At 71.9% G+C, this 20382-nt stretch carries 22 protein-coding genes; 10 read left to right on the forward strand and 12 right to left on the reverse strand.

What is annotated here, in order from left to right; all coding sequences use genetic code 11:
- Positions 1-17: 17 nt before the first annotated feature.
- The gene (locus BMY89_RS11415) at positions 18-1964 is read left to right on the forward strand and encodes a hypothetical protein (protein WP_092379067.1); all 1947 of its coding nucleotides are present in this window, start codon (positions 18-20) and stop codon (positions 1962-1964) included.
- Here BMY89_RS11415 and BMY89_RS11420 read toward each other — a convergent pair.
- Positions 1943-3574 (reverse strand): hypothetical protein, encoded by a 1632-nt coding sequence (locus tag BMY89_RS11420; protein WP_139217930.1) that lies wholly within the window; start codon positions 3572-3574, stop codon positions 1943-1945. The genes BMY89_RS11415 and BMY89_RS11420 overlap by 22 nt on opposite strands.
- A 118-nt stretch (positions 3575-3692) precedes the next feature.
- Positions 3693-4925: a ricin-type beta-trefoil lectin domain protein gene (locus tag BMY89_RS11425; RefSeq protein WP_092379351.1), complete on the reverse strand. Its 1233-nt coding sequence runs from the start codon at positions 4923-4925 to the stop codon at positions 3693-3695.
- A 240-nt stretch (positions 4926-5165) separates the two neighbouring features.
- Here BMY89_RS11425 and BMY89_RS11430 point away from each other — a divergent pair, with 240 nt between their 5' ends.
- Positions 5166-6119, forward strand: coding sequence for a GNAT family N-acetyltransferase (locus BMY89_RS11430; protein ID WP_092379073.1), 954 nt, complete (start codon positions 5166-5168; stop codon positions 6117-6119).
- Here the strand turns inward: BMY89_RS11430 and BMY89_RS31310 are convergent.
- Positions 6088-6210 (reverse strand): hypothetical protein, encoded by a 123-nt coding sequence (locus BMY89_RS31310; protein ID WP_269766858.1) that lies wholly within the window; start codon positions 6208-6210, stop codon positions 6088-6090. The two genes, BMY89_RS11430 and BMY89_RS31310, sit on opposite strands and share 32 nt — an antisense overlap.
- A 128-nt stretch (positions 6211-6338) precedes the next feature.
- Entirely contained in the window at positions 6339-6626 is a 288-nt protein-coding gene (locus BMY89_RS11440) for a hypothetical protein (RefSeq protein ID WP_092379354.1), read from the reverse strand.
- Positions 6627-6925: 299 nt separating this feature from the next.
- Between BMY89_RS11440 and BMY89_RS11445 the strand changes: the two genes are divergently transcribed.
- Entirely contained in the window at positions 6926-7672 is a 747-nt protein-coding gene (locus BMY89_RS11445; protein WP_092379078.1) for a DUF5753 domain-containing protein, read from the forward strand.
- On the forward strand, positions 7660-7854 hold the full coding sequence (locus BMY89_RS11450) for a DUF397 domain-containing protein (protein ID WP_092379081.1): 195 nt from the start codon (positions 7660-7662) through the stop codon (positions 7852-7854). The genes BMY89_RS11445 and BMY89_RS11450 overlap by 13 nt, the downstream gene beginning before the upstream one ends.
- Positions 7855-8052: 198 nt before the next feature.
- Here BMY89_RS11450 and BMY89_RS11455 read toward each other — a convergent pair whose 3' ends face one another.
- Both BMY89_RS11455 and BMY89_RS11460 read right to left on the reverse strand, forming a co-directional pair.
- Positions 8053-8568: an O-acetyl-ADP-ribose deacetylase gene (locus BMY89_RS11455; protein WP_092379084.1), complete on the reverse strand. Its 516-nt coding sequence runs from the start codon at positions 8566-8568 to the stop codon at positions 8053-8055.
- Position 8569: 1 nt separating this feature from the next.
- Positions 8570-9361 carry an EI24 domain-containing protein gene (locus BMY89_RS11460; protein ID WP_232521196.1) on the reverse strand — a complete coding sequence of 264 codons (792 nt, stop codon included), beginning with the start codon at positions 9359-9361 and terminating at the stop codon, positions 8570-8572.
- Positions 9362-9519: 158 nt separating this feature from the next.
- Here BMY89_RS11460 and BMY89_RS11465 point away from each other — a divergent pair, with 158 nt between their 5' ends.
- From BMY89_RS11465 to BMY89_RS11485, 5 genes are read left to right on the forward strand one after another with little or no spacing between them, the layout of a single operon-like run.
- A complete protein-coding gene (locus BMY89_RS11465; RefSeq protein ID WP_092379089.1) occupies positions 9520-10428 on the forward strand; it encodes an ABC transporter ATP-binding protein in 909 nt (302 codons plus the stop codon).
- 10 nt (positions 10429-10438) lie between these two features.
- Positions 10439-11173, forward strand: a complete 735-nt coding sequence (locus BMY89_RS11470) for an ABC transporter permease (protein ID WP_092379092.1) — start codon at positions 10439-10441, stop codon at positions 11171-11173.
- A 4-nt stretch (positions 11174-11177) separates the two neighbouring features.
- Positions 11178-12503, forward strand: coding sequence for a sensor histidine kinase (locus BMY89_RS11475; RefSeq protein WP_232521197.1), 1326 nt, complete (start codon positions 11178-11180; stop codon positions 12501-12503).
- Positions 12500-13147: a response regulator gene (locus BMY89_RS11480; protein WP_092379095.1), complete on the forward strand. Its 648-nt coding sequence runs from the start codon at positions 12500-12502 to the stop codon at positions 13145-13147. The genes BMY89_RS11475 and BMY89_RS11480 overlap by 4 nt, the downstream gene beginning before the upstream one ends.
- A gap of 6 nt (positions 13148-13153) precedes the next feature.
- Positions 13154-14155 carry a helix-turn-helix transcriptional regulator gene (locus BMY89_RS11485; protein ID WP_092379098.1) on the forward strand — a complete coding sequence of 334 codons (1002 nt, stop codon included), beginning with the start codon at positions 13154-13156 and terminating at the stop codon, positions 14153-14155.
- Here BMY89_RS11485 and BMY89_RS11490 read toward each other — a convergent pair.
- The 6 genes from BMY89_RS11490 to BMY89_RS11520 form a co-directional block, all read right to left on the reverse strand.
- On the reverse strand, positions 14146-15060 hold the full coding sequence (locus BMY89_RS11490; protein WP_092379101.1) for an SDR family oxidoreductase: 915 nt from the start codon (positions 15058-15060) through the stop codon (positions 14146-14148). The two genes, BMY89_RS11485 and BMY89_RS11490, sit on opposite strands and share 10 nt — an antisense overlap.
- A 1277-nt stretch (positions 15061-16337) precedes the next feature.
- Positions 16338-17075: an alanyl-tRNA editing protein gene (locus BMY89_RS11500; RefSeq protein ID WP_092379107.1), complete on the reverse strand. Its 738-nt coding sequence runs from the start codon at positions 17073-17075 to the stop codon at positions 16338-16340.
- Positions 17076-17086: 11 nt separating this feature from the next.
- Positions 17087-17974: an alpha/beta fold hydrolase gene (locus tag BMY89_RS11505; RefSeq protein WP_092379360.1), complete on the reverse strand. Its 888-nt coding sequence runs from the start codon at positions 17972-17974 to the stop codon at positions 17087-17089.
- On the reverse strand, positions 17971-18285 hold the full coding sequence (locus BMY89_RS11510) for a DUF2516 family protein (protein WP_092379110.1): 315 nt from the start codon (positions 18283-18285) through the stop codon (positions 17971-17973). The genes BMY89_RS11505 and BMY89_RS11510 overlap by 4 nt, the downstream gene beginning before the upstream one ends.
- A gap of 69 nt (positions 18286-18354) precedes the next feature.
- The gene (locus BMY89_RS11515) at positions 18355-19158 is read right to left on the reverse strand and encodes a hypothetical protein (RefSeq protein ID WP_092379113.1); all 804 of its coding nucleotides are present in this window, start codon (positions 19156-19158) and stop codon (positions 18355-18357) included.
- A gap of 2 nt (positions 19159-19160) precedes the next feature.
- On the reverse strand, positions 19161-19784 hold the full coding sequence (locus BMY89_RS11520) for a helix-turn-helix domain-containing protein (RefSeq protein ID WP_092379116.1): 624 nt from the start codon (positions 19782-19784) through the stop codon (positions 19161-19163).
- A 112-nt stretch (positions 19785-19896) separates the two neighbouring features.
- Between BMY89_RS11520 and BMY89_RS11525 the strand changes: the two genes are divergently transcribed.
- A partial coding sequence (locus tag BMY89_RS11525; RefSeq protein ID WP_139217931.1) for an alpha/beta fold hydrolase occupies positions 19897-20382 on the forward strand: 486 nt, incomplete at its 3' end.

Consider the following 20382-nt stretch of genomic DNA (forward strand, 5'->3'; position numbering starts at 1 on the left):
GACGGTGGTGAGAGCGGATGTACGCCATACCCGGCAGGACAGACGCGGGCATCGACGAGCCACCGGCCACGCAGCGCTTCGATCCCCGCCGGCACCGTCGGATCACCGGGCTCTTCGACCTCTGGCTGGAACCCGGCATACACGGCGGTCTGGTGGTGCCGCACCGGCCCGACCGGCCGCTGACCGCGTCCGCCATCACCGACCTGGTCAGGCGCTCCGGCGAGACCGCGAACGACGTACGGATCCTGACCCAGGACGGCGCCCGGCACACCGAGCTGTTCAGCGAGGTCGCCGGGCTGCTCGCGCACGACGTCCTGGTCAGCCCCGACAATGCGGTGATCCGGCATCACGACCAGCAGATCGGGGCCGGGCCGCTGCACGCGGTACCCCTGGACCGGACCACCCGCCAGGTCCAGGACTGGATCGTGATTCAGCCGCCCGAGCTGGCCACCCCGCTGCCCGGCTGGTTCACCGTGGACCACGGTCTGGTCCGTCCCCGTACCGGCGTGGTGGGCCTGCCGCTGCACGGCGGGGTCGTCCTGGCCACCCGGGCCGACTTCGTCACCCGGCGCGCCACCGCACACCGCCTCGGCGCGGCCTCCGACGGGCTGGTGACCATCGCGGTCACCGCCCGCTCCGGCGGTTTCCTCGTCGGCGACTACGGCGGAACCCAGCGGGTGTACGACGGCGGCCAGCTCGCCGCCCTGCTGGGTGACCTACCGCTCTACGGCAGCGAGCTGCGGCTCTGGCTCACCTGGCCGTCCGACCCGGACGAACAGCAGCGCCTCGGCGCACAGGCGCAGGAGCTGGCCGAAACGACCGGCGCCACCGTCTGGACACCACCGCCGGGCGGCAGCGCGGAGCTGGTGGACGGCCGGCAGGATCTGCGCGCACTCGACCACGCGGGGAAACCCGTCGAGTGGCAGGCGTTCCGGCCACGCTTCGCTCTCGGCCCGCCGGCGCTGCGCGCAACCTCGACCGGCCTGCTGGTGCCGGTCTCCGCCGAACTCGTCACCACGACAGCTCCCTCGCAGCCCCCGCCGGAGACCGACTCGCCGGAGGCAGATCAGCTACCGGCCGCCCTCGCGGCGCTGCCGCTGCCCCGTCCGGCGCTGGTCACCGAGAGCCGCCGGACGGCGTACGGCCCGCCGTGGCTGTCGGCGGCCCAGCAGGTCAACGCCGAGAAGTTCGAGGCCCTCGTCGCTTTGCCGGTCGAGGGCCGGTCGGTCGCCGACGGCATACCCAGCGCCGAGCTCTTCCTGCTCGCGTTCCTGGACCCCAAATCGGTGCCGGAGGGCAGTCGACTGCTGCGGGTCCGGGTGGAGCCGGGGGGCGCGATCCCAATGGGGGTGCTCCGGGCGTCCCTGCCCGCACGCCTACAGCACCTGCGTGGCCTCCGCGAGGCGTACCTCCTGCCGGCTGCGCGTCTGGACCGGGCCTTCGCGGTGGACACCTTCGACGTGGACCGCACCGGTCGGCTCACGCCGGCCGGAGAGTGCACCGGCGAGGGCGAGCCGCTGCGGATTCGCTGCACGTCCCGGGCCCGCTCGATCGGCGGCCTGCCCAACGAGGTGCGGCGCTGGCCGGCCTTCGGCACCCGCCGGGCGTACGCACTGCTGCCGGCGAAGCGTCTCCGCCTGCCGCGTAACTGGCTGCGGCTCTACCGCCGACGGCCACCGGTCCAGCCGGGACGGGTGCTGCTGGAGATCCAGGTGCCGAGGGGACGCGCGATCGATGTGACGTCGACGGCCGACCTGGTCGCCCCACTCGGCCAGGTCCGTTCCCAGGCGCAGCCGCTGCGCGACGCGCAGGTGGAGCTGATCGTCGGCAGCCGCTCCTACCCACGCGTGCGGGTACGCCGCGCGTACCGGGCCGAATCGGACGCCTGGGTGCGGGTGCCCCGGCTGCCGAAGGGGCCGCTACCGGACGTCGTGCCCCGGCTTCAGCCCCCCGAGCCCAGCTGAGCCGACCACCGGCCGTCCGGCACCGGACCGATCACCATCGGTATGCAGCGACCACCGGTGGCGGCGGCGAGGCCGCGTATCCCGGCCCCCTTCGGCAGGCCGGCGGTGATGACGACGTACCGGTCGGTGTCCAGGTCGCTCGGCTCGGGCAGCTGGCTCAGGCGACGGCAGCCGTCGGCGGTCTCGGCACCGAGTGCGTCGTCGACGACCCCTACCCCGATCCCGGCCGCGTGCAGCTGCCGGGCGTAGACGGCGGCCAGCCGGCGGCATTCGTCCAGGTCACCGACGAGGGTGAAGACGTCGGGTGCCCGACCGAGGTCGACCTGGAGCCGCCATGGCCCCATGCGTCCGAGCACCAGCGGCACCGCCGCTTCGGTCGCCGCTTCGCCGTCGCCGAGCCAGGCGTAGGCGGGCGTGCTCGGACCGGTCGTGACCCCGATCAGACGTGCCAGGATCGGCCCGGCCTCGGTACGCACCTCGGCCCGGACGTACGGCACGTCGCCGTCGACCGGCAGCGTCGGCCGGGGCAGGTCACTGGCCTCCACCTGCCCACCGTCACCGACCTGCCCATCAACACTGGCCTGCCCAGCGTCACCCGCCTGCCCAGCTTCACCCGCCGCACCGTCCCTTGTCGGCGTCGGCGTCGGTGACGGTGACGGTGACGGTGACGGTGACGGTGACGGCGTCGCGCCGGACAACGGAGGCCAGTGCGACGGCGGCCCAGACTCCGGCGGCACGGGTGGCACCGGTTCTGCCGGCACCGCCAGCGTGGCAGGCCGCGGCACCGGCTGGTTCGGAACGGGCTGGTCCGGGACGGGCGGTCCTGATGGGGGTACCCCGCCCGGCGGCCCCACCGGGGCAGGTGCAGCCGTCGACGGGGTGGCCGTCGCGCGAGCCGCGAGCTCTGCCGGTGTCGGCGTGTGGTGCCGCTCCGGTGGCCACGGACCGTCGTCGAGTGTGACCGAACGCATCTGGTGAATTCGGCGGGGCAGCACCAGAAGGGCGACGACGGCGAGGAGCACTGCGAGCACCGCCGCGCCGATCCGGATCTGGTTGGAGTTCAGGTGCACCGGCCCGGACTTCGGCGCAGGGGCGGCCACGACCGGGGTGGTCGGGGCGTCCGTGGGGGGCAGCGGGTCGGCGCTCGGGGATGCCGGCGCTGTCGTGACGCTCGGCGAGGGGGATGGTGGCGCCGTACTCGGGGACGGCGCCACGCTGGTCCGGGACGGCCGGGGCGTCGGCGGACCGATCGGCGGAAGCGCGCCGGTCCGTACGCCCGGTCCGTCGGCATCGGCGGGCAGCACCAGCAGCCAGCCGGGCCCAAGCTCGACGCCGTCGGTGAAGGTCGCGCCGTCCGGCTGCTTGCGGCCCCGGTTGAGATCGATGATCTCGCGGAACCGGTTGCCGTTGCCGAGGGTCAGCAGGGCGATGCTGTAGAGGTACTCCCGTTGACCGTCGACCGGCGGCCCGACGACGTAGTACTTGCCGGTCTCGTCGGGCGCCGCAGCGGCGGCCGGGGCCGCCGGAACGAGCGACACGAACAAGATCACCAGCAGCAACGGCAGCGCCCACCAGTGCCCCGCCGTCCGTCGACCGCACCCTGACTGCATTCGTGTCCTCTCGTTCCCGCTCCGTTCTACACCGGCACCGCGCGACCGGCCGCCGCCAGGCAGCGCGGTGCGATCCAGCGCGACCGGTCAGCTGCCTGATCCGGTACGCCGTGGTCGCTCAGCGACCTACCGCCCGCCAGGTCTGGTTGCCCTGTCCGGGGTTGCACTCCCAGATCTGCAAGGGAGCGCCGTCGGCGGCGTTCCAGTCGCGCACGTCGACGCACTTGCCCGAGTGCGGGTTGCGCAGCATGCCCCGCTCGGCCACCCAGATCTGCGCCGGCCCGCCGCTGCAGTGCGCAAGCTGCACCTTCGTGCCGTTGTCCCGTTTTGCCCACGCGACATCCATGCACTTGCCGAGCACCACCATCGAGCCGTTCGGGCCACGCTTGAACCGCTGGGCCGGGGTGCCGTTGCACCGCCAGAGCTGCAACTGTGCACCGTCCGCCGAGACACCACCGGGCACGTCGATGCACTTGTTGACATATCCCCGCAGCGCGAACTCGGATGAGGACGAGTCCGGGGTGTCACGCCTCGCGGCGGGAGGAGCCGCCGCGGCACCGCCGTTGCGGAAGGTGACCGTGAAGTCCGCGCACCCGGGGCAGTTGAAGACGGTCTGGTTGCCCGGAACCTTGTCGTGGGTCGACCACAGGTATGCCCGCGGGCCGAAGGGACGCAGCGCGGCGGTGTAGGCGCTCTCCGCGTCCCGGTTGGGGTTGACGCAATTTATCCTGTCGCCACGCCGGGGATCACGCACGGCATGGGCCTCGGGGCAGGCGGCGAGCAGCTGTCCACCGGAGCAGTCCGTCCTGACGCAGCTTCCGGCGAGTGCCGGGTTCGGCGCACCGGGCGCTTCGATCGTGATCGTCGTCGACAGCGCGTCGACATAGCTGACGTTGTACCAGGGAGCAGCAGGGTTGTTCTGGTCGAAGTTGAACTCGGCCAGACTCACCGGCTCCGCGCCCCGCACGCAGTGGTCCAGGTGCGGACCGCAGTCCCCGACCAGGCACTTGAACGTGCTACCGGGTTCTCCGCTGCACCGTTGCCGGGCGAAGAACCTGCCACGCCAGTGACCCGGCTGGCCGCCGTCCGGGATGACGATGCTCTTCGACTCGCCCGGCCGCAGGACCGGCATGCCGCTGATCCTGCGCGAGCCGTCCGCACTCTCACCCGAGCCGACCCACAGCGTCTCGCCGGTGGCGTTGACGAACTTCACCCGTTCGCCGGCGACCGCGTCGGAGCTGCTCGACATCACCACGATCAGGCCGGCAGCGAGCACCGTCACGACGACCAACGCGGCTCTCGTGCTCGTCCAGAAGCGGCGGATCGAGAACGAGGCGGTACTCATAGTCATGTAGCCCTCCATGGCCTGACAGACAGACGGACGCATCAGGTCCGCGCACCAGTTCGGCACACGCACCCCCGCATGACGACGCGAAACCGCCGCTGGTTCACCGATCGCTGCTCCGGGTTGGAAAACCCGCCGACTGGCCCGAAAAGCTGTTTGTTCCACGACGCTGCCGGACACCGCGCCGTTCAGCCGGACCGGCGAAAAGGCGAGCAGCGGTGCGGCCACGCGGCTAGCCTGCCGCGCATGCCGAATCCCAGAAGACGGCCGTCCGCGCTGGTCCGCCCTGCGCACCCCGACGACGCACCGTCCGTGGTGGCGCTGCGTACGCTCGTGTTCCCCTTCCTGGTACGCGGGGTCGCGTCCACCCGGCAGCTGATCGCCACGCCACCGGCGGACCAGCACTGGGCCGGTTTCGTCGCCGAGGTCGACGGACACGCCGTGGGCTGGGTGTCGGCGTCGCGCAGTGAGCGCACCAGCGAGGCCGTCGGCGAGGTGTCGCTGCTACACGTACACCCCGACCAGCGGCGGCGCGGGATCGGCGCCGCGCTGCTGGCCAGGGCGCTGGAGCACCTCGGCCCGCTCGACCTGACCCGGCTGCGCGGGCGGGCCCTGCCGGAGGCGCTGCCGTTCGCCCGTCGGCACGGCTTCACGCCGAGTCGCCAGGAGCGCTTCTCGGCCCTGGAGCTGGGTGCACTGCCGCCGCTGCCGGAGCCATCCGACGGCGTCCGGCTGGTCCCGCTGACCGATGTCGACCCCCGTCGGGTGCACGAGGTGGAGGCGCTGGCCAGCGCCGACGAGCCGGGCGACGTGGTCGCCGGCTCGATCGGTTACGACGGTTGGCGCGCTGTCACGTGGGACAACGTCGGCCTGGACCGGGAAGCCAGCACCGGCGCCGAGGTCGATGGCGTGCTGGCCGCGATCAGCCTGGTGAAGCGGGACGGTACGCGGATGTGGTCGGACTACACCGGCACCGTGCCCCGGCTCCGTGGGCAAGGACTGGCCCGGCTGGCGAAGCTCGCCGCGCTGCATCGGGCGGCGGCCCGTGGGGTCACCGTGGCCTACACCGGAAACGACGCGGCGAACGCCCCGATGCTGGCGATCAACGCCCGGCTCGGCTATCGGCTGGTGGCCACCCAGTGGTCCTGCGTACGGGAGCTGCGCCCGGCTAGCCCGAGCGGACCGGAACCCAGTCCGTGAAGCGCTTGTGCAGATTCGCCGGGCGCTCCCCGGAGTCCAGCTCGGCGAGCTGTTCGGCGGCCTCCTCGCGCAGCGCCACAAGATGGACCATGAGTGCCGGCAGGTTGCCCCGATACTCCGCGAGCAGGCGCAGCTTCGCCGGAGAACACGGCCACGCCGCCCCGCACGCCGTGCAGCGCCACAATGGACGACATGGGACGTGCGCGGCGAGGTCCCCGCTCACCCGCCGCCGCCGACGACGGTGGATCTCGGCCGGCAGCGACGCTGCGCGTACGGGACGGGGGTGACGGTCACCGGGCGCATCCCCGCCGGCATCAGGAACAGCGACCGCCGGACGGTCGCGTCCCCGTGTCTGTCGAGCTGGTAGACCTCGACCCACGCCCACCCGTCGTACGTCGGCCGGTCCAACTGCCGGATCACCCGGACCACGATCGGCTCGCAGAACTGCGGGGACGCCTCCCGGGTCAGCAGGTACGCCCCGGGACAGACCCGAGGCGTCCCGTCCACCCACCGGCTCACCGGCCATGGGGGCAGCCGAGCTGGGCGAACCAGCGCGAGGCGGATAGGGCGTTCATGGGCATCGGCACAGGCACGGCGGGCCTCCTCGGTCAGTGCGGAAGTTGGAGGGAGCCGCCCCCCGTGGTGCTCGCCGGCGGGGCGGCCCCTGACAGCAAGGCGAGCGGGATTGCCGTCCCATCGACTCGCGCGTGCCGTCTTGTCGAACACCATCATCCAGCGCATGTGGACGGCTACACCCTGTAGATATAGGTTCAGAAGACGTTAAGGACGTCCATTCGGAGGCGGGCATGAATCAGGCGCTCCGCGCAGCCATGGCCGACACCGGCAAGACCGTCGAGCGCCTTGCCGAGCAGGTCGGCGTAGATCCGAAGACGGTCGGGCGCTGGATTACGCCGGGACGGGTGCCTCACCCTCGCCACCGCGCTGCGGCGGCTGCGGCGCTCGGGCGCGAGGTCGGAGACATTTGGCCGGACGTTTTGAGACGTCGAGAACCGACGTGGCTGCAACCGTGGGTGGAGACAGAGCTTCAGGCGACCGCGCTGCGGTCCTTTCAGGTTGCGGTCATCCCGGGCCTGTTGCAGACACCTGAGTACGCGACGGCGGTCCTCAGCAGTGGCTCACTTGATCCGGAAGAGGTCGCGGACTACGTCGAGACCCGGATGCGGCGGCAGGCAGCGGTGCTCGACAGGCGCAGGCCGCCGCTCTTCATCGCGGTTATCGACGAGTGTGCCCTTCGCCGCGGCGTCCCCGAGATCATGTACTCGCAGCTGGACCACCTGGTCAGGATGGCCCAGCGGCCCAACGTGCTGCTGCACGTGCTGCCGTTGGACGCCGGCCTGCATCCTGGTCAAGCGGGACCGTTCGTCATCGCGACAACCGAGGATGGGGACGTCGCGTACCTCGATGACCAGGCCGCCGGACGCTTGACAAAGGACACCGCACCGCTGTGGGTCATCTGGGATACCCTTCGGTCGGTGGCACTTCCGCGCCGCCAGACCATCGACTTTCTAGAGGCTCGATCATGGCTGACCTGACCGGCGCCACCTGGCGCAAGAGCACCCGAAGCAGCTCCAACGGTGGCGACTGTGTCGAGGTCGCCGACAATCTTCCCGGCGTCGTCGGCGTACGCGACTCGAAGGACCCGGCCGGTCCGGCGCTGGCCTTCGGGCCGGCGGCGTGGCGTGCCTTCGTCGCCCAGGTCGCCCAGCGGGCCTGACCCAGACGCGCGAGAGCGCCCGTCCCTGCATGGGGGCGGGCGCTTCATCGTGTAACGGCATGACCCACCGCAAGTACGGCGGCATCTCTTGGAGAGACGTGATGTCACAGAGACACAAGGATGTCTGTGTGGCATCACGCTCGTGACCACAGGTGCTCCCCCCTCCGGAAACCCCGAAACGGCCGTGCCACCGCCGCGTCAGCCGGCCGCGTACACCCGCGAGGCGGTGGCGTGGGTGTCGGCGCCGAAGAGGACCAGCCGGGCCTCGGTGACGCTGGTGGGGTTCGCCGCGCGCAGCACCGTCAGGGCCTGGCCGACCGCGTCGGCGACCGGCCAGCCGTAGATCCCGGCGGAGATCAGCGGGAAGGCGACGGTGGTCGCGCCCAACTCGTCGGCGATCGCCAGGCTGTTGGCGTAGCAGTCCCGCAGCAGCGCGGAGCGGTCCTCGGTCGCCGAGAAGACCGGGCCGACCGTGTGCACCACCCAGCGGGCCGGCAGGTCACCGGCGGTGGTGGCCACCGCCTGCCCGGTCGGCAGGCCCCGGCCGTACCGGGAGGCGCGTAGCGCGCGGCACTCGGCGAGGATCGCCGGGCCGCCCCGGCGGTGGATCGCGCCGTCCACTCCCCCGCCACCGAGCAGCGACGAGTTCGCGGCGTTTACGACCACGTCCACCCGTTCGGCGGTGATGTCCCCCTCGACCAGGGTGATGTCCATGTCAGCCCGCCGTGATGGGTTGGCCCAGCGAACGCCGGGCCAGCAGGGTGGCGCCGGCCACCGCCGCCGGCATCAGCAGGACGGCACCGAGCGGGATCAGGAAGCAGACGAAGACGGCTACCCCGAAGCCGAGCGTGGTGGGACGGTCCACTTTGAGCGCCGCCCGGCGGTCCGGCAGCCGTTTGCCCCGCCGGTAGAAGGGGGAGCCCACCAGCTCAACGGCGAGCAGCCAGCCGCCGACCGCCGCGCCGATCACCGGTACCACCGTCTGGCCGATCAGCGGGATGAAGCCGGCGGCGAACAGCGGAACGCCGAAGACCGCCGCCAGGGCCACCAGGCGGAGCGAGTCGGCGGCGCTGCGGCGCAGCGACGGCCAGAACGGCACCTCGACGGTGTCGGGCGCGCCGCCGTACCGCTGCTCCACCCGCTCGGAGATCTTCTCGTAGAACGGGTCGCCGATGACCAGGGTGACCGCGGTGAAGGTGAGCACCGCGAGCAGGCCACCGAGGCCGAGGAAGGCCAGTGCGGCGATCACCCGGACCAGGCTGCGCGCCGTCGCCGGCCAGTCGTCGGCGTACGGGGTCACCGCGACGGCCAGGTCGTTCACGAAGAACACCAGGACGGCGTACGCGGCCACGAAGATCGCCCCGGAGATCAGTGCCGGTACGACGCCGAGCAGCATCAGGCCGGGGCTGCGTACGTACAGGCCGATGCCCCGCAGCAGCAGCGCGGCCCCGCCGGCGAACCGACGGGCGGCACCCACGGCGGTGCCGGGAATTTCGGATGCGTTCACGCCGAAGAGCCTAGGGCCTGGCCGCCGCATCAACCGGTTGACGGATCCGTCGGGTCAACCGGTGCCGGCGAAGATCACCTACAGCTGGTCGATCCGCTGCCGACGCGCCACCGCGAGCCTGGAGAGGTACACGGGACGCGGCGGCGAAAGGCGATGCCATGGCGGTCATCGAGGTGACCAACCTGCACAAGCGCTACGGCGAGACCGTAGCGGTGGACGATGTGTCGTTCAGCGTCACGGCCGGCGAGATCTTCGGGGTGCTCGGCCCGAACGGTGCCGGGAAGACCACCACTGTGGAGTGCGTTGCCGGGCTGCGCGTCCCCGACGGGGGCGGGGTGTCGGTCCTCGGGCTCGACCCCCGCCGGGACGCCACCCGACTCCGCCAGTTGGTGGGGGTGCAGCTCCAGGAGAGCCAGCTGCCCGATCGACTCCGGGTCACCGAGGCGCTGGAGCTGTACGCGTCGTTCTACCGCAACCCGGCCGACCCGGCCCGGCTGATCGACGAGTTGGGGCTCGGCGCGAAGCGGAACACCCCGTACGAGAAGCTCTCCGGCGGCCAGAAGCAGCGGCTCTCCATCGCGCTGGCGCTGGTCGGCAACCCGAAGATCGCGATTCTGGACGAGCTGACCACCGGGCTGGACCCGCAGGCTCGCCGGGACACCTGGGGCCTGATCGAACGGGTCCGCGACAGCGGGGTGACGGTCGTGCTGGTCACCCACTTCATGGAGGAGGCCGAGCGGCTCTGCGACCGGCTCGCCGTGATCGACCAGGGGCGGGTGGTGGCGCTGGACAGCCCGGCCGGGCTGGTGTCGGCGGTGGCGCCGGAGCAGCGAATCCGGTTCCGGCCGTCCGCCCCGGTGGACGACCGGCTCCTCACCGAGCTGCCGCAGGTGACCGCGGTGACCCGCAGCGGCACCCAGGTGGTGGTCACCGGCACCGGTGACGTGCTGCACGCGGTCACCTCGGTCCTCGCCCGCAACCAGATCATCGCCGCCGACCTACGGCTGGAGCAGGCCACGCTCGATGACGCGTTCGTCGAACTGACCGGGCACCGACTCAACGACTGAGGGGAACACCATGCACGCCTTCGGCCAGATCCTCAAGACTGAGACGAAGCTCTACCTGCGGGACATCCCGACGCTGGTGCTCACGGTCCTTCTGCCCACCCTGGTCCTGGTGGTGCTCGGGCTGATCCCCACGCTGCGCGAGCCCAATCCGGATTTCGAGAACCAGTCCTTCATCACCTACTTCACCCCCTCGCTGCTGGTGATCTCGCTGGCGATGGTCGGAGTGAACGCTCTGCCCACCGTGCTGGCCACCTACCGGGAGCGGGGCATCCTGCGCCGGCTGGCGACCACCCCGGCCAGCCCGCTGGCGCTGCTGGCCGCCCAACTCGTGCTGTCCCTGGCCGGCATCCTGGCCAGCGCCGTGCTGCTCGCCGTGGTCGCCCGCTTCGCGTTCGACACACCACTGCCGCAGCACCCGCTCGGGTTCGCGGCGGCCCTGATCCTGGGTACGGCGGCGCTGCTCGCGCTGGGCCTGCTGGTCGCCGCGGTCGCTCCGACGGCCAAGGCGGCTCAGGCAATGGCCATCCCCGTGTTCATGGTGATCATGTTCTTCGGCGGGGTGTACCTGCCAAGGGTCCTGCTGCCGGACTTCCTGGCCGAGATCGGCGCGTACACCCCACCCGGCATCCAGGCGCTGCTCGATGCCTGGACCGGCACCGCCCCACAGCCGCTGCACCTGGGGATAATGGCGGTCATCGCGGTAGCCGCCGGTGCCGGGGCGGCGAAGCTGTTCCGCTGGGAGTGAGCGCATGGTGAGCGGGGACGGGATGACCAGCAGCGGATGCGACCGGACGGCCGGCCTCGCCGGGCAGACGCCCAGTGAAGACGACCGGATCGCCAGCTGGCGGGCACGGGAGGCGCACCTGCACCGGATGCTGCCCTACGCCGGGCTGCTCGTGGGGTCGCTGCTGGCCACCGCCGCGCCAGCGCCCGGCGGCCTGCCGCTGACGCCGACGCTGGTCGTCGCCGTGGCATCCGCCGGGTGGATCGCCTGGTTCCTCACCCTGCACCCGCAGTGGCAGGGGCGACGGAGGTTGATGGCCGTCTACTACGTGGGACTGCTCGCCCTCGCCGCCGTCCTGGTGAGTGCGAGCCCGTGGTACGGATTCTTCGCCTGGATCGGCTTTCTGCACGCCTTCCATCTGCTACAGGGAGGGTGGCGGTTCGTCGGGATGTGCTGCTCCGCCGTGCTGGTCGCCACCGCGCAGAGCGGTGGCCTGCCGCGGTCGTGGTCGCACTGGTCACTGTGGCTGGTGCTGGTGCTGTTCAACCTGGTGATTGCCGGCGCGGTGAGTTGGCTGAGCTATCTGGGCGAGCGCGAGGACACCAAACGCAAGCGGCTGGTGGTGGAGCTCGCCGCCGCCAACAGCCGGCTCGCCGAGACGATCCAAGAGAACGAGGGTCTGCACGCCCAACTCGTCACCCAGGCCCGGGAGGCCGGTGTGCTGGACGAGCGGCAACGGATGGCCCGGGAGATCCATGACACCCTGGCCCAGGGGCTGACCGGCATCATCACCCAGCTGGAGGCGGCCGAGCAGACCCGGGACCGCTCCCCCGACTGGCGGCGGCACGTGGACAACGCGCTGGCCCTGGCCCGGGAGAGCCTCACCGAGGCCCGCCGCTCGGTACGCGCCGTCCGCCCGGAGCCGCTGGAGACGGCCCGGCTGTCCGACGCGCTCACCGAGCTGGGCGGGCGCTGGTCGGCCCTGCACGGGGTGCCGGCCAGCGTCAGCACCACCGGTTCGCCCCGCCCGCTGCACCCGGAGGTCGAGGTGACCCTGCTGCGGGCCGCCCAGGAGGCGCTGGCCAACGTGGCCCGGCACGCCGCCGCCTCCCGGGTCGGTGTCACCCTGTCGTACATGCCGGACGTGGTCACCCTGGACGTCCGCGACGACGGGGCGGGCTTCGAGGCCACCAACGGGTCGGCGGCGCCGAAATCGGACGGCGGCTACGGGCTGACCGCCATGCGGCAGCGGGTCACCCGGGTCGGTGGTCAGCTGGCCGTGGAGTCCGAGCCGGGCGGCGGCACCGCGATCTCGGCATCCGTACCGGCGCTGCCCGGGGGTGCCGGTTGACCGACCCGGTACGCCTGCTGATCGTCGACGACCACCCGGTGGTCCGGGACGGGCTACGGGGCATGTTCACCGGCGACCCCGGGTTCGAGGTGGTCGGCGAGGCGGCAGACGGTGCCGAGGCGCTTGCCCTGACCGCGACGCTGCACCCGGACGTGGTGCTGATGGACCTGCGGATGCCCGGGATGGACGGGGTCACCGCGATCGGCCGGCTGGTGCGTTCGGGCAGCCCGGCGAAGGTACTGGTGCTGACCACGTACGACACGGACGCCGACGTGCTGCCGGCGATCGAGGCCGGCGCCACCGGCTACCTGCTCAAGGACGCGCCCCGCGAGGATCTGGTCCGGGCGGTGCGATCCGCCGCCCGGGGCGAGTCGGTGCTCTCGCCCAGCGTGGCCGGCCGGCTGATGGGCCGCCTGCGGGATCCCGGGCCGGCCGAGGAGCCGCTCAGCCAGCGCGAGCTGGAGGTGCTGACGCTGGTGGCGCGCGGCTCGTCGAACCGGGAGACCGCCGCCCGGCTGTTCATCAGCGAGGCCACGGTCAAGACCCACCTGCTGCACGTCTACGCCAAGCTCGGGGTCAACGACCGGGCCGCGGCGGTGGCCGCCGCGTACGACCGGGGGCTGCTAACGCCCGGCGGACGGTGAGCGCGGGTGCGAGCGGCACGGCTGATCTCGCTGCTGCTGTTGTTGCAGGCCCGGGAGGTGATGACGGCGGCGGAGCTGGCCCGGGAGCTGGAGGTCTCCGAGCGGACGATCTACCGCGACGTGTTGGCCCTCTCCGCCGCCGGGGTGCCGGTCTACGCCGACCGGGGGCGGACCGGCGGCTACCGGTTGCTCGGCGGCTACCGGACCAGGTTGACCGGGATGAGCCGGGACGAGGCGGAGGCGCTGTTCCTCGCCGGGTTGCCCGGCCCGGCCGGCGACATGGGGCTTGCCGACGCGGTCGCGGCGGCGGAGCTGAAGCTCCTCGCGGCGCTGCCGCCGAGCCTGCGGGACGCTCCGACGCGTGCCGGGCAGCGTTTCCATCTGGACGTGCCGGGCTGGTACCGCGAGACCGCGCCGCCGCCCTGGCTGGCCGAGCTGGCCGGCGCGGTCTGGCAGGATCGGGTGATCACCCTCCACTACCGGCGCGGGGAGCGGGAGGTCACCCGGCGGACACTCCCCTACGGCCTGGTGCTCAAGAGCGGTATCTGGTACCTCATCGGTCGGGTCGGCGACGACTTTCGCACCTACCGGGTGGACCGGGTCAGCGCGGTCGAGCCAGACGAGGAGACCTTCGACCGGGAGCCGGGCTTCGACCTGGCCGGGTACTGGCGGGCGCAGGCCGAGGCGTTCCTGCGGGGGATGCTGCGGGCCGAGGTGACCCTCCGGCTGAGCCCCGCCGGCCTGCGCCGGCTCCGGCACCTCGCCGAGATCCCGTTCGGGTACGCGGAGGCGGTCGCCGCCGCCTCCGAACCCGACGGGCAGGGCTGGGTGACGACCCGGCTGCCCGTCGAGTCCGTGGAGGTGGCGTACACCCAGCTGCTCGGGCTGGGCCCGGAGGTGGAGGTGCTCGACCCGCCCGAGCTGCGGGCGCTGATGGCCGAGGCGACGGCGCGGACCGCCGCGCTCTACGCCGACGGTCAGCGGGTAGGTGGCGACGGTCAGCGATAGCCGGTGACGTCGGCGGGCTTGCCGGCGTCGACCACCTCGGTGATGTAGCGGTACGCGTCCGGCTGGCTGCCGTCGACGTCGGTGAAGCCGTACACCTTGGCCAGGTCGCCCGCCGAGACCGACTGGCCGCTCCACCGACTCCGGTCGCGGTCGGCGGCGAGCGCGGCGACCGCCCGCCCGACGAACGCCGGGGTCTCCGAGATGAGGAAGTGCGGATCCTTGGCCGCACCGTCGCGCCAGTTCTCCTCGGTGACGCCGAAGTGTTCCAACATCGCCTCGGAGCGCAGCCACCCCGGGCTGAGCGCGACGGCCGTGCCGCCATGGGCCTTGAGTTCGTGCGCCCAGCTGAAGGCGAGCCGGTTTACCGAGGTCTTGGCCAGGTCGTAGAAGACCGAGAGCCGGTAGTTCTCGTCGTTGTACGCCTTCGTGCCGTCGCCGATCTCCACCACCAGGCCGCCCGGGTGGCGGATCAGCAGCGGCAGCGCGAAGTGGCTGGTGATCACGTGGGTGTCGACGGCCAGCCGCAGCGTACGGAAGCCGGCGTCCAGCGGTTGTTCCCAGACCGGCTTCTCCCAGGTGATCAGCGGGTCGGCGCCCCACACGTCGTTGACCAGCACGTCGAGCCGGCCCTGCTCGGCGTCGATCCGCGCCACCAACGCCCGCACCTCGTCGGGCACCAGGTGGTCGACTCGGACGGCGATCCCGGTGCCGCCCGCAGCGGTCACCAACTCGGCGGTCTCCTCGATGGTCTCCGGCCGGTCCAGTTCCGAGCGACCGGCGCGGCTGCTGCGGCCGGTGGCGTAGACGGTGGCGCCGGCAGCGCCGAGCTGGACGGCGATCTGCCGGCCGGCGCCCCGGGTCGCCCCGGCGACCAGCGCCACCCTTCCGGTGAGCGATTTCGTCATGGGACCCACGCTGCCAGGAATACCTGACAACCGAGGTCAGGTATCGCAGGCCCATCGGCGCGAAAATCCCGTGAACCAGGCGGCGGGCTCGTACGTCATGCTGACATGTGGGTACATGGCCAGGGCCTGCCTCTCAAGATCTCCAACGACCGGTTGCGAGATGCGCAGCAAGCGCTGGACAGGGATTTCCGTGCCGCGATAGCTCACAATCGCGCGGATCGCCGTGCCGGTCGCGTCCCGGCCAGCGACATCAGGGCACCGATCACCGAGGATGCCATCAGGAATATTCGTCGCAGCACGGTCGACCTGGTCAACGATGGCTTGAGGGCAGACCGCTTCGGGCGGTTGCGCGTCGCCTGGTACTCGCTTCGGCGCCTGTTTCGCCGAGCGAGGGGCGACGGATCGAGGAGCGACGGGTCGGGGTCTGGACTCGGCGAATCGGCCCCCGAGCCCCAGCACCCCAGCGCCCGGCAACCCGAACCTGAGGCACAACCCACCAGGCAACCCGAGCCTGAGGCACCCTCCACCTGGCAACCCGAACCACGAACATCGATGGCCAGGGAAGCCGAGCCCCGGCCACCCATCACGCAGGAGCAGGTCGAAACGTGGGTGCAGATGCTCCGCGGCCAGACCCTGAGCAAGGCCGACCGGCGCTCCTGCGAGAGGGCCATCGCGATAGCGTTCTTCGTATTGCAGGATCCAGACCTGCAACGGCTCTACCAAGAGCCTCGGGAGATGCAGGATGCAGCGAGAATCGTCGCAACTGCTGACCGCATCGCCGAGCGATACCACAACGAGGCGGAGCGCCAGTACGGTTCGCCGAACTGGCGCCTTCACCCCCAGGGGGAAGTGGACGACAGGCTTCCCGGCGACCAGTCGAGAACATCTCAGCTGCCTCCGCCCCCGCCGCCGCCGGAGCGCAGCTTCGTGCATACCACTCACCCCCCCTCGCCGAACCGGCACCACCCGTCGCCGGAGACGCCTTTCGCGACATCGGCGCCTCCCGTGACACCGGCGACGCCGGAGCCAGCCGAGCGCGAATACTCGGCGGAGGAGTTAGATCGAATGCTTCCCCGGCAGCGCGACTCGCTGGTGCGGCCGAACCCGGAACTGGACCGGGTCAGCGCCGCGAATTCGAGGGCGTTCAGGGCTGCCATGATGCGGTCGGTGAATATTCCTGGCCACGTCCCGGGGGCTCGAATGGACCCAGGGCTGACCGGTGGGCAAGCTCGCAGGAGCGGCAAACGCGCTAAGTGAAGACGTAGGCGAGGACTGAGTCAGTCGGCGAGGCGGATGCGGACCCGGCGGTTGGCCCGACCCTTGCTCTCCACCTTGACCACCCGCACCGCGCCGATCTGCGCGGTGGAGGCGACGTGCGTCCCACCGTCGGCCTGCACGTCCAGCCCGACGATGTCGACGATGCGGACCTCCGACTCGTCGGCCGGGATCAGGTTTGACTGGGTACGGATGATGTCCGGTAGCGCCAGCGCCTCCTCGCGCGGCAGCACCCGGGTGGCGACCGACCGGTCGGCGACCACCTCGGCGTTGACCAGCTCCTCGATGCGGGCCTTGAAGTCGGCCGGCACCTCGGGCAGGTTGAAGTCCATTCTGGCCTCACCGGGCTCCATGTTGCCCCCGGTGACCAGCGCGCCGAAGTCGCGGAACACCACACCGCAGAGCACGTGCAACCCCGAGTGGGTACGCATCAACCGGCTGCGCCGCTCGTCCTCGACCGCGCCCACGACCGTGGTGCCCGGCGGCGGCAGCGGGTCGTCCTCGGCGGGGATCAGCCAGAGGTCGTCGCCCTTGCGGGTGCCGACGATCCGGGTCTGCACCCCCTGCCAGAGCAGTACCCCGTGGTCCGGCGGCTGGCCGCCACCGCCCGGGTAGAACGCCGAACGATCCAGCACGATGCCCTGCTCGGCATCGGCGTGCAGGACCGTGCACTCCCACTCGCGCAGGGTCGGGTCGGCGAGGTCGAGTCGGTGCGTACGGCCGTGGTGTGTGACGCCCATGACAGGGCAGGCTACCCGTTGAGGAAGTCGGAGATCCGCCCGCGCAGGTCGGCGCGTTCGGTCCACAGCACACCAGGGCGGGCGTACCGGTGCAGGGTCGCCCGGGGCAGCGCGGCGGCGAGTTGCTCAGCCACCTGCACCGGGTGCAGGTCGTCCCCCTCGGCGGCGATGACCAACGCCGGCGCGGTCACCTTCGCGAGCGCGGCGGCGTCGGGCAGCGGCGCCTGGTCCGGCAGATCCGCCAGCCCGGCGGCGAGCCCGTCGCGCAGCAGGTGGTCCAGCCGCTGGCGGAGGTACGCCCAGCCGGCCGGGGTGTTGCATACGGCCGGCGGCATCTCGGTCGAGACGACCTCGGCCACCGCGGCGGCGTCCCCGCTCTCCACCGCGGCCAGCAGCTCACTCAGCCGGGCCCGGGCGACCGGCCCCCGCGGCCGGTCGAGAGCTGCGGGCAGGAAGAAGACGACCCGCTCGAAGCGCTCCGGGCTCTCCACCAGCAGGCGTCCCAGCGCACCCGCGCCGAGGCTGGCACCGAAGGCCCGGGTCGCGCCGCTGAGATCGGCGACCGCCCGCAGGTCGCGGGCGAGGTCCAGGTAACTCCACGGGCCGTCGGGCGCGTCGGAGCGGCCATGGCCCCGGAACTGGAAGAAGACCCTGCGGCCGGTGACACCGCTGCCGAAGGGCCGCGTGGTGGCGATGCCATTGCCCAGGCCGTGGGCGAACACGGTGACCGGGTCACCGGTGCCGGTGACCAGTTGCTCCAGGCGTACGCCGTGCGGGGTGGTGACCAGTTCGGTCTCCGGCTCGGGCAACGGCGGCCGGCCGGTACGCGGCCCACCCGGGCCGGGACCGCAGGTCCTCGGCCCGCCGTCCGGTGGTGGTGGCCAGCGGAAAGCTCTCACCACGACCCTCTGTTGTCGCCCAGGTCGCGCAGGCCGACCCGGACGTCGAGCAGGTAGATGAGAGCCGCCGCGACCCCGATCAGCCCGAAGATGCTGAGCGTGGAGCGGGTGAGCAGGGTCAGTAGGAGGGTGACCGCAAGGATCGCGATCCAACCGCCCTTCGGCAGGGTGCCGATGGCAGGGAACGCGTCGGAGCGCTGCGTGATGGCGTGCACGAGGGCCACCCCCTGCACGATCAGCGCGAAGACGAAGAGGATCAGTTCGATCACGTAGCGGACGTCGAAGACGAAGATCGGCGCGGCGTTGGCCATGAGGGCAAGCTTATGCCGGCGACCCCGGATCCGTGGCGACCGGACGGTCCGGGGGCGCCGGCAGTCGCGTCACTCGCCGGCCGGACGGCTCCGCTTGGTAGCCCGGGGCAGCTTCGCCGACGGGGTGGTGGTCTGCTTGGCGGCGGGCTGCCGGGTCGTCGCCTTGGACCGGGTGGTCTTCTTCGCGGCGGCCGGCTTGGCCTCCACGATCTCGGCGACCTCGGCGGGGCTCGGCACCTCGGCCGGCTTCGCCGGCTGGGTCTCCTTGACCGCCGTGGTGGTCGGTGCCGGCGTGGTGGCGGGCTCCACCGTGGCCTCGGTGGCCTCGATGTCGGCGTTCACGGTCTCGGCGGCTTCCAGGACGCCCGCGCCGACGACCCGCTCCCCGCGCGTGACCAGCGCGCCGTAGACGGCCAGCGCCCGCTCCTGTGCGGCGTGCGCACCGGCCACGACCACGGCGGCGTTGCGGGTGGCCAGTTCCCGCAGCCGGTCCAGGTCGGTCGCCTGGCGGAGCTTGTTGAGATCGGCGGCGTCGCGGAGCCTGTTGAGATCGGCGGCGTCGCGGAGCTTTGCCAGGTCGGCGTGCTCGCGCAGCCGGTTGAGGTCGGCGGCCGGGGTGGCCCGCTGCCGCAGCGACTCGGCGGTCTGGTTGGCGTTGCGCAGCGTGTCGTTGGCCTTCTGGCGCAGCTCGAACCCGGTGACGACGGCCTTGCCGCCGAGGTCGGTGACGACCCTGCCGCCGTCGGCGACGACCCGATCGCGCAGCTCACCAACCACGGTGGGCAGTTTGCGCAGCTGCTCCAGGGCCAGTTCACCGGCGCCGGCGGCGGCGTAGATCGGGGCAGGGATGCGATTGGTCTTCGGCTGGGTCATGACTACTTCTCCTCTTCGGCCGCGGTCGCGGTCTTACGGACCACCTTGCGGGCGGCTTTCCTGGCTGGGGTACGGGTCGGCGGGGGCGCCGCACCCGCCTCGGTCACGGCGACCGACTCGATGACGGCCTCCGTCGGAGTGCCCGCCGCAGTGGTGGGGCCCGTCGCGGCCAGATTGGCCAGGTCGGGCGCGGTGACGTCGTTCGTACCGGGCGTGTCGGTTGCGAGGTTCGTACCGCTGGTGGCCTCGTCCGCCACGTCGGGCGTCGAGGTCGCCTCCGCGAACCGGGCGTTCTCCCTGCGGAACGTCTCGTAGATCTGGGTGAGGGACTGTCGCTGGGCCATCGTCAGGTCGGGGTCGACCGCGATGGCCGCCAGCACGCCCTGGCCCTCCTTGTCGTCCAGCAGCCCGGCCCGCAGGTACATCGCCGGGGTGGAGACCCGCAGGGCGCTGGCCAGCTGCTGAAGCACCTCGGCGCTCGGCCGGCGCAGGCCGCGCTCGATCTGACTGAGATAGGGGTTGCTGACCCCTGCCTGCTCAGCGAGCTGCCTCAGTGAAATCTTCGCATTCCGCCGCAGGTCACGAATGAACCCGCCGACGTCGGGAAGGTCCTTGGGAGTGGCCATGAGTCAACGCTAGCCCGGGGCTGCTAGCAGCTGCAAGCAAAACGCTTGCCAAAGTTAGCAAGGTCTCACCGACCGGTTGCGCGCCCCTCCCACCCGGCCGTAACGTCCTGCCGTGACCAAGATCGAAGTAAATGGCGCACTGCTGGCGTACGACGAGGTCGGCAGCGGATCCCCGGTCGTCCTGCTGCACGCCGGCATCGCCGACCGCCGCATGTGGCGCGAACAGGTCGACGCCCTCGCCACCCGGCACCGCGTGATCAACCTCGACCTGCGCGGCTACGGTGAGTCCGAGCTGCCGCCCACCGCCTTCGCCCACCACGACGACGTCGCCGGCCTGCTCGACGCGCTCGACCTGGCCAGCGCGGCCCTGGTCGGGTGCTCCTTCGGCGGGGCAGTGGCGATCGACACAGCGCTCGCCCATCCGGATCGGGTGAGCGCGCTCGCCCTGCTCGGCGCCGCCGTCTCCGGCCACGACTGGTCGGAACAGACCAACGAGTTGTGGGAGGCCCTGGTCGGCGACGTCGACCCGGAGGACTTCGCCGCCACCGCCGCGGGCGAGGTGCGGTTCTGGGTGGTCGGCCCGGAACGCGACCCGGCG

The organism is Micromonospora phaseoli (assembly GCF_900109115.1).
Classification (GTDB): Bacteria; Actinomycetota; Actinomycetes; order Mycobacteriales; family Micromonosporaceae; genus Micromonospora; species Micromonospora phaseoli.

Coding starts and splice junctions, on each gene's coding strand:
- BMY89_RS11450 (WP_092379081.1), top strand. CDS start 7,660: ATGGCTGACCTGACCGGCGCCACCTGGCGCAAGAGCACCCGAAGCAGC.
- BMY89_RS11425 (WP_092379351.1), bottom strand. CDS start 4,925: ATGACTATGAGTACCGCCTCGTTCTCGATCCGCCGCTTCTGGACGAGC.
- BMY89_RS11470 (WP_092379092.1), top strand. CDS start 10,439: ATGCACGCCTTCGGCCAGATCCTCAAGACTGAGACGAAGCTCTACCTG.
- BMY89_RS11515 (WP_092379113.1), bottom strand. CDS start 19,158: ATGACCCAGCCGAAGACCAATCGCATCCCTGCCCCGATCTACGCCGCC.
- BMY89_RS11475 (WP_232521197.1), top strand. CDS start 11,178: ATGGTGAGCGGGGACGGGATGACCAGCAGCGGATGCGACCGGACGGCC.
- BMY89_RS11490 (WP_092379101.1), bottom strand. CDS start 15,060: ATGACGAAATCGCTCACCGGAAGGGTGGCGCTGGTCGCCGGGGCGACC.
- BMY89_RS11430 (WP_092379073.1), top strand. CDS start 5,166: ATGCCGAATCCCAGAAGACGGCCGTCCGCGCTGGTCCGCCCTGCGCAC.
- BMY89_RS11455 (WP_092379084.1), bottom strand. CDS start 8,568: ATGGACATCACCCTGGTCGAGGGGGACATCACCGCCGAACGGGTGGAC.
- BMY89_RS11500 (WP_092379107.1), bottom strand. CDS start 17,075: ATGGGCGTCACACACCACGGCCGTACGCACCGACTCGACCTCGCCGAC.
- BMY89_RS31310 (WP_269766858.1), bottom strand. CDS start 6,210: ATGGTCCATCTTGTGGCGCTGCGCGAGGAGGCCGCCGAACAGCTCGCC.
- BMY89_RS11445 (WP_092379078.1), top strand. CDS start 6,926: ATGAATCAGGCGCTCCGCGCAGCCATGGCCGACACCGGCAAGACCGTC.
- BMY89_RS11510 (WP_092379110.1), bottom strand. CDS start 18,285: ATGGCCAACGCCGCGCCGATCTTCGTCTTCGACGTCCGCTACGTGATC.
- BMY89_RS11465 (WP_092379089.1), top strand. CDS start 9,520: ATGGCGGTCATCGAGGTGACCAACCTGCACAAGCGCTACGGCGAGACC.
- BMY89_RS11420 (WP_139217930.1), bottom strand. CDS start 3,574: ATGCAGTCAGGGTGCGGTCGACGGACGGCGGGGCACTGGTGGGCGCTG.
- BMY89_RS11520 (WP_092379116.1), bottom strand. CDS start 19,784: ATGGCCACTCCCAAGGACCTTCCCGACGTCGGCGGGTTCATTCGTGAC.
- BMY89_RS11415 (WP_092379067.1), top strand. CDS start 18: ATGTACGCCATACCCGGCAGGACAGACGCGGGCATCGACGAGCCACCG.